The 16,001-nt window shown below is 68.5% G+C and carries 17 protein-coding genes; 11 read left to right on the top strand and 6 right to left on the bottom strand.

The features are described 5' to 3' along the window. Window position 1 precedes the first annotated feature (1 nt). Genes ACI6GS_RS21845 through ACI6GS_RS21835 form a run of 3 tightly spaced genes read left to right on the top strand, consistent with a single transcriptional unit; the run spans window position 2 to window position 1,856 of the window. A complete protein-coding gene (locus ACI6GS_RS21845; protein WP_439815590.1) occupies window positions 2–658 on the top strand; it encodes an amino acid ABC transporter permease in 657 nt (218 codons plus the stop codon). A 15-nt stretch (window positions 659–673) separates the two neighbouring features. After that, window positions 674–1,444 (top strand): amino acid ABC transporter ATP-binding protein, encoded by a 771-nt coding sequence (locus tag ACI6GS_RS21840; RefSeq protein ID WP_439815589.1) that lies wholly within the window; start codon window positions 674–676, stop codon window positions 1,442–1,444. A gap of 16 nt (window positions 1,445–1,460) precedes the next feature. Then, the gene (locus ACI6GS_RS21835) at window positions 1,461–1,856 is read left to right on the top strand and encodes a RidA family protein (RefSeq protein ID WP_439815588.1); all 396 of its coding nucleotides are present in this window, start codon (window positions 1,461–1,463) and stop codon (window positions 1,854–1,856) included. A 41-nt stretch (window positions 1,857–1,897) separates the two neighbouring features. Here ACI6GS_RS21835 and ACI6GS_RS21830 read toward each other — a convergent pair whose 3' ends face one another. The 4 genes from ACI6GS_RS21830 to ACI6GS_RS21815 all read right to left on the bottom strand — a co-directional run bounded on the left by ACI6GS_RS21830 (window position 1,898) and on the right by ACI6GS_RS21815 (window position 4,534). Further along, a complete protein-coding gene (locus ACI6GS_RS21830; protein WP_439815587.1) occupies window positions 1,898–2,353 on the bottom strand; it encodes a hypothetical protein in 456 nt (151 codons plus the stop codon). Window positions 2,354–2,373: 20 nt separating this feature from the next. Further along, entirely contained in the window at window positions 2,374–2,859 is a 486-nt protein-coding gene (locus ACI6GS_RS21825) for a YajQ family cyclic di-GMP-binding protein (RefSeq protein ID WP_439815586.1), read from the bottom strand. A gap of 62 nt (window positions 2,860–2,921) precedes the next feature. Then, window positions 2,922–3,785: a prephenate dehydratase gene (locus tag ACI6GS_RS21820; protein WP_439815585.1), complete on the bottom strand. Its 864-nt coding sequence runs from the start codon at window positions 3,783–3,785 to the stop codon at window positions 2,922–2,924. Continuing rightward, window positions 3,782–4,534, bottom strand: a complete 753-nt coding sequence (locus ACI6GS_RS21815; protein ID WP_439817996.1) for a 3-deoxy-manno-octulosonate cytidylyltransferase — start codon at window positions 4,532–4,534, stop codon at window positions 3,782–3,784. Before ACI6GS_RS21815 ends, ACI6GS_RS21820 begins: the two co-directional genes overlap by 4 nt. Before the next feature lie 89 nt (window positions 4,535–4,623). Here ACI6GS_RS21815 and ACI6GS_RS21810 point away from each other — a divergent pair, with 89 nt between their 5' ends. From ACI6GS_RS21810 to ACI6GS_RS21785, 6 genes are all read left to right on the top strand, one after another. After that, the gene (locus ACI6GS_RS21810) at window positions 4,624–5,319 is read left to right on the top strand and encodes a c-type cytochrome (protein WP_439815584.1); all 696 of its coding nucleotides are present in this window, start codon (window positions 4,624–4,626) and stop codon (window positions 5,317–5,319) included. 10 nt (window positions 5,320–5,329) lie between these two features. After that, window positions 5,330–7,180, top strand: a complete 1,851-nt coding sequence (locus tag ACI6GS_RS21805) for an extracellular solute-binding protein (RefSeq protein WP_439815583.1) — start codon at window positions 5,330–5,332, stop codon at window positions 7,178–7,180. After that, window positions 7,180–9,024: an extracellular solute-binding protein gene (locus ACI6GS_RS21800; RefSeq protein ID WP_439815582.1), complete on the top strand. Its 1,845-nt coding sequence runs from the start codon at window positions 7,180–7,182 to the stop codon at window positions 9,022–9,024. Before ACI6GS_RS21805 ends, ACI6GS_RS21800 begins: the two co-directional genes overlap by 1 nt. Window positions 9,025–9,148: 124 nt before the next feature. Further along, a complete protein-coding gene (locus ACI6GS_RS21795; protein ID WP_439815581.1) occupies window positions 9,149–10,231 on the top strand; it encodes a microcin C ABC transporter permease YejB in 1,083 nt (360 codons plus the stop codon). Next, entirely contained in the window at window positions 10,231–11,394 is a 1,164-nt protein-coding gene (locus ACI6GS_RS21790; protein WP_439815580.1) for an ABC transporter permease, read from the top strand. Before ACI6GS_RS21795 ends, ACI6GS_RS21790 begins: the two co-directional genes overlap by 1 nt. Further along, a complete protein-coding gene (locus tag ACI6GS_RS21785) occupies window positions 11,363–13,015 on the top strand; it encodes an ABC transporter ATP-binding protein (protein WP_439815579.1) in 1,653 nt (550 codons plus the stop codon). The genes ACI6GS_RS21790 and ACI6GS_RS21785 overlap by 32 nt, the downstream gene beginning before the upstream one ends. A gap of 3 nt (window positions 13,016–13,018) precedes the next feature. On the opposite strand, the gene ACI6GS_RS21780 is transcribed toward ACI6GS_RS21785, so the two are convergent. Continuing rightward, the gene (locus ACI6GS_RS21780) at window positions 13,019–13,459 is read right to left on the bottom strand and encodes a hypothetical protein (RefSeq protein WP_439815578.1); all 441 of its coding nucleotides are present in this window, start codon (window positions 13,457–13,459) and stop codon (window positions 13,019–13,021) included. A 35-nt stretch (window positions 13,460–13,494) separates the two neighbouring features. Next, window positions 13,495–13,899, bottom strand: coding sequence for a hypothetical protein (locus ACI6GS_RS21775; protein WP_439815577.1), 405 nt, complete (start codon window positions 13,897–13,899; stop codon window positions 13,495–13,497). A gap of 196 nt (window positions 13,900–14,095) precedes the next feature. On the opposite strand from ACI6GS_RS21775, the gene ACI6GS_RS21770 reads away from it, so the two are divergent. Next, entirely contained in the window at window positions 14,096–15,562 is a 1,467-nt protein-coding gene (locus ACI6GS_RS21770) for a sensor histidine kinase (protein WP_439815576.1), read from the top strand. Next, window positions 15,559–15,999, top strand: a complete 441-nt coding sequence (locus ACI6GS_RS21765; RefSeq protein ID WP_439815575.1) for a response regulator — start codon at window positions 15,559–15,561, stop codon at window positions 15,997–15,999. The genes ACI6GS_RS21770 and ACI6GS_RS21765 overlap by 4 nt, the downstream gene beginning before the upstream one ends. Window positions 16,000–16,001 lie beyond the last annotated feature (2 nt).

Raw genomic sequence — 16,001 nt, 5'->3', positions numbered from 1 at the left:
GATGCTGCACGAATTCCTGGTCGTCTTCGGGGAGTGGGAGCGCCTGCTCCACGGCTTCTGGCAGACGATCTGGCTGGCCGTCGGTTCGGCCGCGGCGGCCCTGGTCCTGGCCATGCCCTTTGCCATGGCGCTGATGTCGCGCAACCGGGCGATCGCGGTCCTGGCCCGCATCCTGGTCGACGGCATGCGCTGCGTGCCGTTCCTGCTGTTCGCCTACTTCATCTATTACGGCCTGCCGTCGCTGGGCATCCGCTTCTCCAGCGTGATGGCGGGGCTGATCGCGCTGATCCTCTACAACACCGCCTACATGGCCGAGCTGCTGCGCGCGGCCTGGGCCAACCTGGCGCCGGAGGCGATCGAGGCGGGGCACGCCTTCGGCTTCCATGGCTGGGGCCTGTTCCGCCGCATCGTGCTGCCGCCCGTGGTGCTGCAGGCGGTCCCGATGATCGGCAACCAGGTCATCCAGATCGTGAAGGACAGCGCCTTTCTCACGATCATCACGGTGCCGGAACTGACCCATGTCGCGTCCGCCATCCAGGCCGAGAAATACGTGCCCTTCGCCTCGTTCGTGACGGCGATCTTCCTCTACTGGGTGATCTGCTTCGCGGTCGAGCTGGTCGTGAATGCCGTCGGCCGCGTGGCCGAGGCGCGGCGCTGAGCGCAGGAGAGAGCCATGTCCAACCCCGTGCTGCAGGTGCGCGGCCTGTCCAAGTCGTTCGGCACGAACCTGGTCCTGGCCGACATCAGCCTGGACGTCGACCGGGGCGAGACGGTCTGCGTGCTGGGCCCCTCGGGCTCGGGCAAGTCGACGCTGCTGCGCTGCATCAACTGGCTGGAACCGCCGGACGGCGGCACGGTGCACCTGTCCGGCACGCGGATCGGCTATCGCCCGGGTGGCAATGTCGCGATGGGTGACCGTGACCTGGCGGCGGTGCGTACGCGCATGGGCATGGTCTTCCAGCACTTTGCCCTGTGGCCGCACCTGACGGTGATCCAGAACGTGATGGAGGCGCCGCTGCACGTCCAGAAGCGTCCGCGCGGCGAGGTCCGGGCGGAGGCCGAGGCACTGCTGGCGCAGGTGGGCCTGGCCGACAAGATGGACCAGTTCCCGGCCCGCCTGTCGGGCGGCCAGAAGCAGCGCGTCGGCATCGCCCGGGCGCTGGCGACCAAGCCCGAGCTGATCCTGTTCGACGAGCCGACCTCCGCCCTCGACCCCGAACTGGTGGGGGAAGTGCTGCTGGTCATGAAGGACCTGGCGGCCAAGGGGATGACCATGGTGATCGTCACGCACGAGATGGGCTTTGCCCGCGACGTCGCCAATCGCGTCGTCTTCATCGACCGTGGCCACGTGGTCGAGACCGACCGGCCCGACGTCTTCTTCAGCCAGCCCAAGACCGACCGCGCCCGCCAGTTCCTGCAACGCTTTGCCGGCGCTGCCGCCTGACCATCGGAGAGAGACGATGCCCGAGCCCATCTACCACATGATCCCGGACGGCCCGACCCCGGTCGCCCCCTACTGCCACCTGGTCGAGTTCAACGGCATGCTGTTCATCACGGGCCAGCTGGCGACCGACCTCGACCTCGACGCGCCGATGCCGGAATCGATCGAGGAGCAGACGCACAAGACACTGGACAACCTGCGCCGTGCGCTCGCGACGGCTGGTGCCGGGTTCGAGAACGTGCTCTTCGTGCGCATCTACCTGACGAAGTTCGATGAGCATTTCGACCGCATGAACGCGGTCTATCGCACCTATTTCCCGGAGGGTCGCCTGCCGGGCCGCACCACGGTCGGCGTCACGGGCCTGGCCGCCGGCGGAGACGTCGAGATCGACATGATCGCCTACCGCCCGGGCTGAGGCTTAGCGACGAGCGAACGATGGCATGGCCCGTGGAGTCGTCATGATCCGGGCCTTGTGCAGGGCAGGTGCTGAGTGACGTCGACCGTCGGCTCACCTGCGAACGAAATCGTCCGCATCCGGAGCGGCTCCAACATCTGCCGCAGGTCGGCAGGCACTTGGTCGATCGTCAGGTGACGGGGCGGGCGACCCTGCAACTCGTAGACATTGGAATGACGGGAGGCCGGGCGGTGAACGTCCTCCCAATCGTAGCAATGAAGGCCACGCTCGACTGGATGAACCCAAGCTTCGTTGGTCGAGCAGACGGTCGCGGTGTTTCTGTCATTGATGACTGGAAGCGCATCGAAGAAGTCGAACAACACCGTCTGCGAGCCGTCAGACAGCGTCAGGAAGTAGCTCGGGACCGGTCCGACCCCGCCGGTGGCAAAGGTCGCGATCAGGCCATCCCGGTCGATCGCCCACCAGCCCAGGTCGATCAGGACGGGATAGGTGGACATGACCGCGCGGGGGGCGACGTTCAGTCCCGCATGTTGATGTATTGCAGGGGCTGTTCGATGCCCAGGCCCTTGACCAGGCGGATCGTCTCCTGAAGATCGTCGATCTTCTTGCCTGAGACGCGCAGTTCGTCGCCCTGGATCGCCACCTGGACCTTGGTCTTCGAGCCCTTGACCGCCGTCACGATCTTTTTCGAGATCTCGCGGTCGATGCCCTGCTTGATGGTCACGACCTGGCGGATCGTGCCGGCAGAGGCCTTTTCCTGCTTGCCGAAGTCGAGCGCCGCGGGGTCGAGCTTGCGCCGCACGAAATAGGTCTTCAGCAGGTCGTGCAGCTGTTCCAGCTTGGGCTCGCTGTCGGCCAGGATGGTGATGGCGCTCTCTTCCCGCGTCAGGGTCGACTTGGACCCCTTGAAGTCGAAGCGCTGGGCGATTTCGCGCAGGACGCCCTGGATGGCATTGTCGACCTCGGCCAGGTCGGTTTTTGAGACGATGTCGAAGCTTGGCATGGCCCGACAATAGGGCGGCCTGCGCGGCGTTCAAGGGGCGGGCAGGGCAGGCCGGGTCCGGCTCAGGCCCCCTGGACCACGCCATGCCGGAAGGGGGAGGCCGGATAGGTGCCCAGCACCTTCCAGTAGGAGCAGAAGAAGTCCAGTTCCTCCAGGGCGAGCGCCAGGGGGCGCTGGCTGGGGTGGCCCTCGGCATCGGCATAGAACTGGGTGGCCGTGAACGTGCCGTCCAGCTGGTAGCTTTCGAGCTTGGTCAGGTTGACGCCGTTGGTGGCAAAGCCGCCCAGCGCCTTGTACAGCGCGGCCGGCACGTTGCGCACGCGGAAGACGAAGCTGGTGACGGTGGGGCCGCTGTCGGGGCCCGGGTCGGCCCCCTCCCGCGCCAGGACGACGAAGCGGGTCGTGTTGTGGTCCGCATCCTCGACATCCGGCACCAGGATCTTCAGGCCATAGACCTCCGCCGCCAGGCTGGAGGCGATGGCGGCGACCGTGACGTCGGTGCCCAGGGAGACGTCGCGCGCGGCGCCGGCCGTGTCGGCGTGCTGGACGGCGCGCAGGCCCTGGCTGCGGATGATGTTGCGGCACTGCGCCAGCGCCATCTGGTGGCTGGTGACCGTCTTCAGCCCGGCAAGCGTCGCCTCGGGCCGGGCCAGGAGCTGGTGGCGGACGCGCTGGAAGTGTTCGCCGATGATGAACAGGCCCGATTCCGGCATCAGGTGGTGGATGTCGGCGACGCGTCCGGCCAGCGAATTCTCGATCGGGATCATGCCCAGGTCGGCCCGCCCCTCCGCCACCGCGGCAAATGCGTCCTCGAACGTGGGGCAGGGCAGGGCCTCGGCCTGCGGCATGGCTTCGCGGATGGCGAGGTGGGAATAGGCGCCGGGCTCGCCCTGAAAAGCGACGCGGGGGTGGGTAACTGTCGTCATGGCGCGCTGGGGTGCAGCAGTGCACGTGCCCGGTCAAGGTCGGCCTGCGTGTCGACGCCCAGCGGCACCGTCTCGACAAAGGCGACGTCGATGCGCATGCCGTCCTCCAGCGCCCGCAACTGCTCCAGCTTCTCGCGCAACTCCAGGGGGGAGGGGGCCAGGCCCACGAAGCGCTCCAGCGCCGAGCGCCGCCAGGCATAGAGGCCGATATGGTGCCACAGCGGGCCATCGCCATGCGGCGCCGTCGCCCGCGTGAAATAGAGCGCGCGGCCAGTGGCGGCCCCCTCGGGCGCGGAGACCACGGCCTTGACCACGTTGGGGTTGGTGCGCTCGTCCTCGCGCACGATCCGTGCCGCGAGCGTGCCGATGGCCACGGCCGGATCGTCCAGCAGCGCGGCCGCGTCGCGCAGCAGGGTGGGATCCAGCGTCGGCAGGTCGCCCTGGACGTTGATGATGCGCGTCGCCCGCGCCTCCGGGTCGACCAGGCGCACCGCCTCCATCACCCGGTCCGAGCCGGACGGGTGGGCGGGATTGGTCAGGACGGCGCGGCCGCCCGCGGCCTCGACGGCGTCCGCGATCGCCGGCTCGGCTGCGGCGACGACGACGGGGCCCAGGCCTGCGGCAACGGCGCGCTCCCAGACGTGGACGATCATCGGCCGGCCTGCGATACTGGCCAGGGGCTTGTCGGGGAGTCGCGTGGAGCCCAGCCGCGCGGGGATCACGACCAGCGCGTCATCATGTTTCTTCATCATCGACCATAATGCGGCATACTGCCGCCCAGAATGGGGCGCAGGCTTGGGCTAGGTTCACGCCCAGCCCCGAAAGCCCGGAGCATGGCATGGATTCCTTCGAGTTCAACAAGATCGCCGGCGGCGTGCTCGGCAGTTTTCTGTTCATCCTGCTGATCAACAACGTCAGCGACCTCGTTTCGGGCTCGCATGCCCATGAAGCGCCCAAGGCCTATGTGATCGCCGTGCCGGAAGAGGCCGCGGCCCCTGCCGAAGGTGGCGCCGCGGCGCCGACCGGTCCGGAGCCGATCGGCCCCCTGCTGGCCAGCGCCGACGTCGGCGCGGGCGAGGCGCTGTTCAAGCGCTGCGTGTCCTGCCACGAGGCGACGAAGGGCGGCCCGAACAAGGTCGGTCCCGATCTGTGGGGCCTGATCGACCGCCCGGTCGGCAAGCACGAGGGCTTTGCCTACTCCGCGGCGATGCAGGCGCATGGTGGCAACTGGACCGTCGATTCGCTGAATCATTGGCTGGCCGACCCCAAGGCCTACATCCCGGGCAACAAGATGGCCTTTGCCGGCCTGCGCAAGGCCGAGGACCGCGCGAACCTGATCGCCTGGCTGAACCAGCAGTCCGACAGCCCGCTGTCGGTCGATGCGCTGGTCGCCGATGCGGCGCCCGCCGGTGCAGCGCCGGGTGCAGCCTCGGGCGAGACGGCCCCCGCGGCCCCGGCCGAGGGCGAGCCCTCGGCAGTGCCGCCTGCCGGTGCCACCGACGCGCCGGCCCCGGCCGCACCTCCGGCCCAGTAAGGACCCCGTCATGGGCCCGATGAGGGCGGCGGCGCTTCTGGTTTGCGCCGCCCTCGTCTCCCTGCCGGCTGTCGCCCAGGAGACGAATCCCGCGGTCACGCGCACCCATGCGCTGTCCCTCCTGGGTGAACCGAAGTACCCGGCCGATTTCGCGCATGTCGAGGTCGTCAACCCCGATGCGCCCAAGGGGGGCGCCATCGTCATCGGGGCGATGTCGGGCGGCTTCGATTCGCTGAACCCCTTCATCGTGCGGGGCAACCCGGCCGCTGGCGTGGGCCAGGTCTACGAGACGCTGATGGCCTCGCCCCCCGACGATCCCAATGCCGAGTATGGCCTGGTCGCCGAAAGCGTGGAGTTCCCGGCCGACCGGTCCTGGGTCACCTTCCACCTGCGGGCGGAGGCGCGCTGGCACGACGGCAAGCCGATCACGGCCGAGGACGTCGTCTTCAGCTTCGAGACGTTGCGCGACAAGGGCGCGCCGTTCTATCGCTCCTACTACGCCAACGTGACCAGGGCCGAGATCCTGGACGCGCGGACGGTGAAGTTCACCTTCGACCAGGCCAACAACCGCGAACTGCCCCAGATCATGGGCCAGCTTGTCGTGCTGCCCAGGCACTGGTGGGCCGATCGAAAGTTCGAGGAGACGTCGCTGGAGCCGCCCTTGGGCAGTGGTCCCTATCGCGTCGCCAACGTGAAGCCGCCGTCGTCCATCACGCTGGAGCGTGTGCCCGACTATTGGGCCAAGGACCTGCCCATCAATCGGGGCCAGGACAATTTCGACACGATCCGCTACGAGTACTATCGCGACCCGGTGATCGCCTTCGAGGGGTTCAAGGGGCGTGCGTTCGACTTCTACCAGGAATCGCGCGCGTCGAACTGGGCGACGGGCTATGACTTTCCGGCCGTGAAGAACGGGCTGGTGCGGCGCGAGGAGCCGGCCAATGGCTATCCCGCCGGGATGCAGGGCTTCGTCCTCAACACCCGCCGGCCCCAGTTCGCCGACATCCGCGTGCGCCGGGCGCTCGACCTTGCCTATGACTTCGAATGGGCCAACAAGAACCTGTTCTTTGGCGCCTACAGCCGGACGCAGAGCTATTTCGAACGCTCCGAACTGGCCTCGACCGGTGTGCCGGAGGGGGCTGAGCTGGCCCTGCTGGAGCCGTTCCGCGACCGGCTGCCGGCCGAGCTGTTCACCACGCCCTACCGCTCGCCGGTCAGCGACGGCTCCGGCCGCGACCGCACCAACCTGCGCCAGGCGACCCAGCTGCTGAAGGAGGCCGGCTGGACGATCCAGGACCGCAAGCTGGTCAATGCCGAAGGGCAGCAGATGCGGATCGAATTCCTGCTCGACAATGATGGCGGTGCGTTCGAGCGCGTGATCCTGCCCTATATCCAGAACCTGGAGCGCCTGGGCATCGCCGCCAGCATCCGCAACATCGACTCGACGCAGTTCGAGAACCGTCAGCGCGACTTCGACTATGACGTGGTCGTCGCCACGATCGGCCAGTCCCTGTCGCCGGGGAACGAACAGCGCGACTTCTTCTCCACGAAGTCGGCCGACGAAAAGGGCAGCCGCAACCTGGCCGGGGTGCGCGATCCCGTGGTCGACGCCCTGATCGAGAAGGTGATCTTCGCCGCCGATCGCGACGGGCTGCTGGCGGCGACCCGGGCGCTGGACCGCGTCCTGCTCTGGGGTCACTACGTCGTGCCGCAATGGTACCTGGCGAACAACCGCATCGCCTGGTGGGATCGCTTCGGCCGGCCGGAGAAGACGACCCCCTATTCGGTCGGCTTCCCCACCACCTGGTGGCTGGATCCGGCCAGGGACGCCGCGATCGCGGCTGGACGCGCCCCAAACTGATGGGCGCGCGCCGCGCGTCCTGGGGGGCCGCCGGCCTGGGCGCGGTGCTCGCCGCGGGGCTTGGCCCGGGCCTGGCCCCATCGCCCGCCACGGCCGCCGCGGCGCATGGCGTCGCGATCTTCGACGACCTGAAATATGGCCCGGGCTTCCAGCACTTCGACTATGTCAATCCCGATGCGCCAAAGGGCGGGACCCTCAGGCTGCACCATGTCGAGACGTTCGACACGCTGAACCCCTTCACCCTGCTGGGCGTGCCGGCGCAGGGCACGACCATGCCCTTCGACAGCCTGATGGAGGCCGCCGGCGACGAGCCCGGCTCCGCCTATGGCCTGGTCGCGGACACGGTCGACGTGGCGGCCGACCGCACCTTCGCCCTGTTCGGCCTGCGGGCGGAGGCGCGTTTCCACGACGGCTCGGCCCTCACCGCGCGCGACGTCTGCTTCACCCTCGACACGTTCAAGGCGCACGGCAATCCACAATTGCGCACCGCCTATCGCGACGTGACCTGCACGGTCGAGGCTGCGACCCGCGTGCGCTTCGACTTCGCGGGCGAGCAGCGCCGCGACCTGCCGTTCCAGGTGGCCACGATGCCGATCCTGTCGCAGGCGGACTGGGCGGGCCGTGACTTCACCCTGACCACGATGCAGGCACCGCTGGGCAGCGGGCCCTATCGCGTGGCCAGGGTTGACCCAGGCCGCGCCATCGTGTTCGCACGGGTCGAGGACTATTGGGCGCGCGACCTGCCGGTCAATCGTGGACGTTGGAACTTCGACCGCATCCAGTACGACTATTACCGCGACCGGGACGTCGCCTTCCAGGCGTTCAAGTCGGGTGCCTATGATCTGCGCGAGGAGTACACGGCGCGGATCTGGGCCACCGGCTACGACTTCCCGGCCGTGGCCGACGGCCGGGTACAGCGTGCCGTCCTGCCCGACGGCCGTCCCTCGGGCGTGCAGGCGCTGTTCCTGAACCTGCGGCGCGAACGCTTCCAGGATCCGCGCGTGCGCCATGCCCTGGAACTGGCCTTCGACTTCGAATGGCTGAACCGCAGCGTGTTCCACGGGGCCTATTCCCGGACCAGCTCGATCTTCGAGAACTCGACCTATGCCGCCAAGGCCCCGCCGGGGCCGGCCGAGCTGGCCCTGCTGGAGCCGTTCCGCGACCAGCTTCCGCCGGAGGTGTTCACCACGGCCTACGCCGCCAACGTGACCGACGGCAGCGGTACCGCGCGCGACGCGATGCGCCAGGCCCGCGCCCTGCTGCAGGAAGCGGGATGGACGATCCGCGATGGCAAGCTGGTCAACGCGGCGGGCGAGGCGTTCACCCTGGAACTGCTCAATTGGGAGGCGTCCTTCGAGCCGGTCTTCGCGCCCTATATCCAGAACCTGCGGCGCCTGGGCATCGACGCCCGCATCCGCCTGGTCGACGTCGTGGCGTACCAGGAGCGGATGCGCAATTTCGACTTTGACGCGCTCACCTCGCGCTTTGCCATGCCGCTGACCCCGGGGATCGAGCAGCGCGACTTCTGGTCCAGCGCCAGTGCCGCCGAGGTCGGCAGCTACAACCTGGCGGGCATCGCCAGTCCCGCCATCGACGCGCTGGTGGAAAAGGTGGTCACGGCGACCAGCCGGCCCGATCTGGTGGTCGCCGCCACGGCCCTGGACCGCGCCGTGATGTGGAGCCGCGCCCTGATCCCGCAATGGTACAAGGGGACCTATACCGTCGCCTGGTGGAACCGCTTCGGCCGGCCGGAGACGGTGCCGCAGAACACCAACGGCATCCTCGATACCTGGTGGGTCGACCCCACGAAAGCCGCCACCCCCGACCCGGGCGCTGCGCCATGACGGCCATGTCACCGAGGTGGCGCTCGTCTCTCCCGTCGCGAAGCGAGGGGGAAGGATCGGGCTGGATCGTCGTGTCCTGCCCTCACCCCCCGCCGGTTGGCGCCTGGCGCATGGGTCTTTCCTGATGGGCGCCTATATCGTTCGCCGCCTGCTGCTGATGATCCCGACCCTGATCGGCATCATGGCGATCAACTTCGCGGTCCTGCAGGCCGTGCCCGGCGGTCCGATCGAGCGGGTGCTGGCGCGCTTCAACGACGTCAACACCGATGTGACCAGCCGCTTCACCGGCGGCGGAAGCGAGGTGCGCGACGGCGGCGGCGCCAGCAACGCCTATGGCTTCCGCGGCATCGACCCCAAGCTGATCGCCGAGCTGGAGCGCCAGTTCGGGCTGGACAAGCCGCCGCTCGAACAGTTCCTGCTGATGATGCGCAACTATGCGCTGTTCGACTTCGGGAAGAGCTTCTTCCGCGACCAGACCGTGGTCGACCTGGTGCTGGACCGCATGCCGGTCTCGATCTCGCTGGGCCTGTGGACCACGCTCATCACCTACCTGGTGTGCATCCCCCTGGGCATCGCCAAGGCGGTGCGTGACGGCTCGCGCTTCGACGTCTGGACCAGTTTCGTCATCGTGATCGGCTATGCGATCCCCAGCTATCTGTTCGCGGTGGGCCTGATCGTGCTGTTCGCCGGCGGCTCGTTCCTGGACTGGTTCCCCTTGCGCGGGCTGGTCTCCGACGGGTTCGAGGGCATGTCCTGGTGGGAACAGGTGGCCGACTATTTCTGGCACCTTGCCCTGCCGCTGACGGCCCTGCTGGTGGGCAGCTTCGCCACGCTGACCATGCTGACCAAGAACTCGTTCCTGGACGAGATCTCGAAGCAGTACGTGATCACCGCCCGGGCCAAGGGGGTGACGGAACGGCGCATCCTCTATGGCCATGTCTTCCGCAACGCGATGCTCATCATCATCGCCGGCTTCCCCTCGGCCTTCATCGGCATCCTGTTCACCTCCGCCCTGCTGATCGAGGTGATCTTCAACCTGGATGGCCTGGGCCTGCTGGGCTTCGAGGCGGCGCTAGGGCGCGACTATCCGGTCATGCTGGGGACGCTCTATGTCTTCTCCCTGCTCGGCCTGCTGACCAGTCTGGTGGGCGACCTGACCTACATGCTGGTCGATCCCCGCATCGACTTCGAGAAGCGGAGCGGCTGATGACCTCGCTGCCGCCCCTGACGCCCCAGCGCGGATCCCTCCTGCGCCTCTGGCTCTACCGGCTCGGCATCGGCTGGCTGGGTGCGGTGTGGCGCGCGCTGGTCGCCGTGGTGCTGGCGCTGCGCCTGCTGGTCCAGCCGCGTTCCGCTCCCGCGCGGCGGCGCATCGCGCGCTTCAAGGCGAACCGCCGCGGCTACTGGTCGGCCTGGATCTTCGGCACGCTGCTTTTCCTCAGCCTGTTCGCGGAGTTCATCGCCAACGACCAGCCCCTCCTCGTGAACTATCAGGGCGGGATCTATGTGCCCGTTCTCAAGACCTATCCCGAGACCGCCTTTGGCGGCGATTTCGAGACGGCGGCCGATTACCGCGACCCGTACCTGAAGGGGCTGATCGCGGATGCCGGGGGCACCATCGTCTGGCCGCTGATCCCGTTCAGCTACGACACGATCAACCGCGACCTCAACGTGCCGGTGCCCAGTCCCCCCACATGGGAGAACCTGCTGGGCACCGACCAGTCGGGACGCGACGTGGCGGCGCGGCTGATCTATGGCTTTCGCGTCTCGGTCCTGTTCGGGCTGACGCTGACCATCCTGTCCTCGATCATCGGCGTGATCGCGGGCGGCGTGCAGGGCTATTTCGGCGGCCGGACAGACCTGCTGTTCCAGCGCTTCATCGAGATCTGGTCCGGCCTGCCGGTGCTCTACCTGCTGATCATCCTGTCGCGCATCACCGAGCCCAGCTTCGCCTGGCTCCTGGGGATCATGCTGCTGTTCAACTGGATGAGCCTGGTGCCGGTCGTCCGCGCGGAATTCCTGCGCGCGCGCAATTTCGAATATGTCCGCGCCGCCCGCGCCATGGGCCTGTCCAGCGCCTGGATCATGGGGCGCCACATCCTGCCCAATGCCATGGTGGCGACGCTGACCTTCATGCCGTTCCTGCTGAACGGGGCGATCACCACGCTGACCTCGCTCGACTTCCTGGGCTTTGGCCTGCCGCCGGGTTCCGCCTCGCTGGGCGAGTTGCTGAACCAGGCCAAGAACAATCTCCAGGCGCCCTGGCTTGGCATTACCGGCTTCCTGACGCTTGCGGTGATGCTCAGCCTGCTCGTCTTCATCGGCGAGGCGGTGCGCGATGCCTTCGACCCGCGCAAGACCGGGTCTTGAGATGACGCTGGTCTCGGTCCGCGACCTGAAGGTCGCCTTCCAGGTCGAGGGCGGCCTGGTCGAGGCGGTGCGCGGCGTGTCCTTCGACGTGGCCGCGGGCGAGACGGTCGCCATCGTGGGCGAGTCCGGCTCGGGCAAGTCGGTCACCGCGCTGTCGATCCTGCAATTGCTGGCCGCCCCGCCCGCGCGCTACGGCGGCTCGATCACGGTCGACGGCCACCAGGTCATCGGTGCCGACTCCCGCGCGCTGCAGGCGATCCGCGGCAACCGCATCGGCATGGTGTTCCAGGAGCCGATGACCTCGCTCAACCCCCTGCACACCGTGCGCCGCCAGATTGCGGAGGCGCTGGCCCTGCACAAGGGTCTGGTCGGAGCGGCGGCCGATGCCCAGGTCCTGGAGCTGCTGCGGCTGGTGGGCATTCCGCAGCCTGAAAGCCGCCTCAATTCCTATCCGCACCAGCTCTCCGGCGGCCAGCGCCAGCGCGTGATGATCGCCATGGCCCTGGCGGGGGAGCCGGACCTGCTGATCGCGGACGAGCCGACGACGGCGCTGGACGTGACGGTCCAGGCCCAGATCCTGGCCCTGCTCAAGGATCTGCAGCGCCGGCTGGGCATGGCGCTGCTGCTGATCACGCATGACCTGGGCATCGTGCGGCGCATGGCCAACCGGGTCCTGGTCATGACCCGGGGCCAGATCGTGGAGGATGGGCCCGCCGACCGCATCTTCGCGGCGCCGGAGCACCCCTATACCCAGGCGCTGCTGGCGGCGGAGCCCAAGGGCCGGCCCAACCGGGGGCCGGCGGACGCGGCCGAGATCATGGCGGGGGAGGATGTGAAGGTGCACTTCCCCATCCGGGCGGGCGTCTTCCGCCGCCAGGTGGGCGCGGTCAAGGCGGTGGATGGCATCAGCCTGACGCTGAAGGCGGGTCACACCCTGGGCGTGGTGGGGGAATCGGGCTCGGGCAAGACGACGCTCGGCCTCGCCCTGCTGCGGCTGCTGCCCTCGACCGGCCGCATCCGCTTCGAGGGCCAGCCGATCGAGGCGTTGGAGGGCCGCGCGCTGCGGCGCCTGCGTCCGCGCATGCAGATCGTCTTCCAGGATCCGTTCGCCAGCCTGAATCCCCGCATGCTGGTGGGCGACATCGTCGCGGAGGGGCTCGACGCGCACGACCCGGTCAAGGGCGCGGACGCCAGGCGTGCGCGCGTCGCCGCCGCGCTGGAGGAAGTGGGCCTGCCGGGCGAGGCGCAGGACCGCTACCCGCACGAATTCTCCGGCGGCCAGCGCCAGCGCATCGCGATCGCCCGCGCCATGATCCTGAAGCCGCGCTTCGTCGTCCTGGACGAGCCGACCTCAGCCCTCGACATGTCGGTGCAGGCGCAGATTGTCGACCTGCTGCGCGACCTGCAGCAGAAGCACGGCCTGGCCTACATGTTCATCAGCCACGACCTGAAGGTGGTGCGGGCCCTGGCGGACGAACTGATCGTGATGAAGGATGGCCTCGCGGTCGAGCAAGGGCCGGCCGAGCAGGTCTTCGCCAATCCGCAGCAGCCTTACACCCGCGCCCTGATGGCCGCCGCCTTCGACCTCCACCCGGTCGACGTCGGCGCCGTGGCGCAGTAGGCCCTAGCGGCAGCGGCGGAAGACGCGGGGGTCGTTCCAGCGGGCGCTGCCGGTCAGGGCGACGGTGTAGGAATAGAACTCGTCCGGCGTGGTCCAGACCGCAAGCATGCTCTCGCCGCCCTGCGGGATCCAGCTGGTGCGCCCGGCGAACGCGTTCAGCTCGAACCGGGTGCTGCCGCCCTTGGGCGATTCGTAGACCAGGCTGCCGCCATCCCCCTCGCGCAGGACCACGGGCTTGGCGCAATCGGCGACGGGCTGGCCGTTGATCATGCCGTCGCCCTCGGGAAAGCCGACCGACCAGTGGCCGACAAAGGGTGCTGCAATCCCGTTCGGGATGCCCTCGACCCCCTGGCGGGGAAACTCGGCCAGGGCGGGGCCTGCGCCGGCGGCAAGCGTCAGGCCGACCAGGACGGGGCCAAGAATGGGGCGGGTCTTGCGTGTCATGCGTGCTCTCTGTCCTTGCTCCGATGCGGCGGTGTTCACCCGCCCTGGGCCTCCCCGGGTGTGGCGTCGGGATCCGCCACGGCGGCGGTGGTGCAGTCCACCTGGCCGGCAACCGCCACGGGGGAGAGGACCTCCACCCGGCCCACGGGGCAGCCGGCGACCTGCGCCAGGGCCTGGCGCGCCGCGGCGACGAAGGCGGCTTCGGCCGTATACCAGGTGCCCCCGGTGCGCACCGCGGCACGCCGTCCGTCGCCCAGGTCGACCACACGCAGGATCATGCCGTCGACCTGCGCGGTCGGCGTTGCCGCGGACCACAGGTTGCCGGCGATCTGCGCGCCTTCGCTGCGCGGCGCCTGGAGCTCGGGATCCAGTCCGCACGCGGCCAGTCCCGGCGACAGGGCAAGGCCCAGCAGGCAGGCGGGAAACAGGTGACGGCGCATCGCAAACTCCCCACGGCTGAGGCCTGGCGCCATGCGACGTCGGCCCGGCACCGCGGTTCCGGCGCGGCGGGCGCGATCCTGGCGCGGAGGCGGCGGGCGATCAACCGCGAAGCGCGACTTCCAGCCGGTGGCGTGGTACGCACCCGGGATATCGGTGGCACGGCGGCAGCGCCTTTGCCGGGCTTGGGAGACGGGTTTGACGCGTCAGAGACTGGAGACCTTCCTGCGGGCGCAGCTGGCCCCGTTCGGCTTTGGCCTGCTGCTCCTGCTGGTCACCTGCGGCCTGCTGGTCTGGCTGGTGCAGCGCTATGACTCCTACACCGAAGCGGTGTTCGAATCGCGTGGCATCCGGCTGCAGATCGGCACCGTTCTCAGCCTGGCGCAGGACGCGGAGACGGGGCAGCGCGGCTTCCTGCTGACCGGGCGCGAGGAATACCTGCAGCCCTATGCCCGCTCCGTCGCGCAGATCGGGCCCGCGCTGGACCAGCTCGCCGCCCTCACCGCGAAGGACGCGCAGCGGCAGGAACAGGTGGCGCAGCTGCGCGTCCTGCTGGAGGCCAAGCTGTCTGAACTGGATCGCACCATCGACGCCTATCGGGCCGAGGGGCCGGCCCGCGCGATGGAGATGGTCGGCACCGATGCGGGGCGCCAGGTGATGGACAGCCTGCGCTCCGTGCTGGACGAGATGGAGCGCCGGGAGACGCAGGAGATCGACACCCGCACCGCCGATGTTCGCGGCACGGGCACGACGCTGATCCTGGTGACGCTGGGCGCCACGCTGTTGATCGCGGCCAGCGGCATCTATGCCCTGATCCGCTTCCGCGGCTACATCCTGGACATCGAGCAGGCGCGCAGCGCGCTCCAGAACGTCAACGATAACCTGGAATCGATGGTCGAGACGCGCACCGCCGACCTGAAGGAGGCGAATGCGGAGATCCAGCGCTTCGCCTACATCGTCTCGCACGACCTGCGGGCGCCGCTGGTCAACGTGATGGGCTTCACGGCCGAGCTGGAGGCCCTGCGCGGCCGGTTGGAAGGGTTGCTGCCTGCCGGTTCGGCCGAGGTGCCGGAGGTGATGGCCGAATTCGACGAGGCACTGGGCTTCATCCGGTCGTCCACGGTCAAGATGGACCGGCTGATCATGGCAATCCTGACCCTCTCGCGGGAGGGGCGCAGGGTGTTCGCCCCCGAACAGCTGGCCCTCGACAGCGTGATCGGCGGCCTGGCCGACAACCTGCGCCACAAGGCGGGGGAGAAGGGTGCCACGATCAGCGTCGCCGCCCTTCCCACCCTGGTCAGCGATCGCCTGGGCCTGGAACAGGTGTTCGGCAATCTGCTCGACAATGCGCTAAAGTACCTGGATCCCGCGCGGCCGGGGGTGATCACGGTCGCCGGGACCGAGCGCGGGGCCTGGGTCGAGGTGTCGGTCACCGACAATGGCCGCGGCATCGAGGCCAAGGATCACGAGCGTGTGTTCGAGCTGTTCCGCCGGGCCGGTGCCCAGGACCAGCCGGGTGAGGGGATCGGTCTGGCCCATGTGCGTGCCCTGGTGCGGCGCATGGGGGGCGCGATCCGGCTGACGTCGCAGCCGCGCCAGGGCTCGACCTTCACGGTCCTGCTGCCGAAGCGCTGGGTGCCACAGGAAACGATGGGCGAGTCATGACCAACACCAGCAACGCCGTCACGATCATCATGATCGAGGATGACGTCGGGCACGCCCGGCTGATCGAGAAGAACATCCGCCGCGCGGGCGTGTCCAACACCGTCCTGCCGTTCGAGAACGGGACGCTGGCGCTGGCCCACCTGTTCGGGACCGAGGGCGGCGCGCGACCGACCGGGCCGCTGCTGTTCCTGCTGGATCTCAACCTGCCGGATATGAGCGGCGTCGACATCCTGAAAAAGATCAAGGACAGCGAGGAACTGCGTCGCTTCCCGGTGATTGTCCTGACCACCACGGACGACCAGACGGAGATCCAGCGCTGCTATGACCTGGGTTGCAACGTCTACATCACCAAGCCCGTGAACTATGACAGTTTTGCCAACGCAATCAGGCAGTTGGGCTTGTTCCTCTCGGTGATCCAGGTGGCGGAGCCCGCCTGAGG

Source organism: Zavarzinia sp. CC-PAN008 (assembly GCF_051903925.1).
Lineage (GTDB): Bacteria > Pseudomonadota > Alphaproteobacteria > Zavarziniales > Zavarziniaceae.
The sequence above is the reverse complement of the archived record's forward strand: the minus strand, read 5'-3'. Positions and strand labels throughout refer to the sequence as shown.

Coding starts and splice junctions, on each gene's coding strand:
- ACI6GS_RS21845 (WP_439815590.1), top strand. CDS start 2: ATGCTGCACGAATTCCTGGTCGTCTTCGGGGAGTGGGAGCGCCTGCTC.
- ACI6GS_RS21840 (WP_439815589.1), top strand. CDS start 674: ATGTCCAACCCCGTGCTGCAGGTGCGCGGCCTGTCCAAGTCGTTCGGC.
- ACI6GS_RS21835 (WP_439815588.1), top strand. CDS start 1,461: ATGCCCGAGCCCATCTACCACATGATCCCGGACGGCCCGACCCCGGTC.
- ACI6GS_RS21830 (WP_439815587.1), bottom strand. CDS start 2,353: ATGTCCACCTATCCCGTCCTGATCGACCTGGGCTGGTGGGCGATCGAC.
- ACI6GS_RS21825 (WP_439815586.1), bottom strand. CDS start 2,859: ATGCCAAGCTTCGACATCGTCTCAAAAACCGACCTGGCCGAGGTCGAC.
- ACI6GS_RS21820 (WP_439815585.1), bottom strand. CDS start 3,785: ATGACGACAGTTACCCACCCCCGCGTCGCTTTTCAGGGCGAGCCCGGC.
- ACI6GS_RS21815 (WP_439817996.1), bottom strand. CDS start 4,534: ATGAAGAAACATGATGACGCGCTGGTCGTGATCCCCGCGCGGCTGGGC.
- ACI6GS_RS21810 (WP_439815584.1), top strand. CDS start 4,624: ATGGATTCCTTCGAGTTCAACAAGATCGCCGGCGGCGTGCTCGGCAGT.
- ACI6GS_RS21805 (WP_439815583.1), top strand. CDS start 5,330: ATGGGCCCGATGAGGGCGGCGGCGCTTCTGGTTTGCGCCGCCCTCGTC.
- ACI6GS_RS21800 (WP_439815582.1), top strand. CDS start 7,180: ATGGGCGCGCGCCGCGCGTCCTGGGGGGCCGCCGGCCTGGGCGCGGTG.
- ACI6GS_RS21795 (WP_439815581.1), top strand. CDS start 9,149: ATGGGCGCCTATATCGTTCGCCGCCTGCTGCTGATGATCCCGACCCTG.
- ACI6GS_RS21790 (WP_439815580.1), top strand. CDS start 10,231: ATGACCTCGCTGCCGCCCCTGACGCCCCAGCGCGGATCCCTCCTGCGC.
- ACI6GS_RS21785 (WP_439815579.1), top strand. CDS start 11,363: ATGCCTTCGACCCGCGCAAGACCGGGTCTTGAGATGACGCTGGTCTCG.
- ACI6GS_RS21780 (WP_439815578.1), bottom strand. CDS start 13,459: ATGACACGCAAGACCCGCCCCATTCTTGGCCCCGTCCTGGTCGGCCTG.
- ACI6GS_RS21775 (WP_439815577.1), bottom strand. CDS start 13,899: ATGCGCCGTCACCTGTTTCCCGCCTGCCTGCTGGGCCTTGCCCTGTCG.
- ACI6GS_RS21765 (WP_439815575.1), top strand. CDS start 15,559: ATGACCAACACCAGCAACGCCGTCACGATCATCATGATCGAGGATGAC.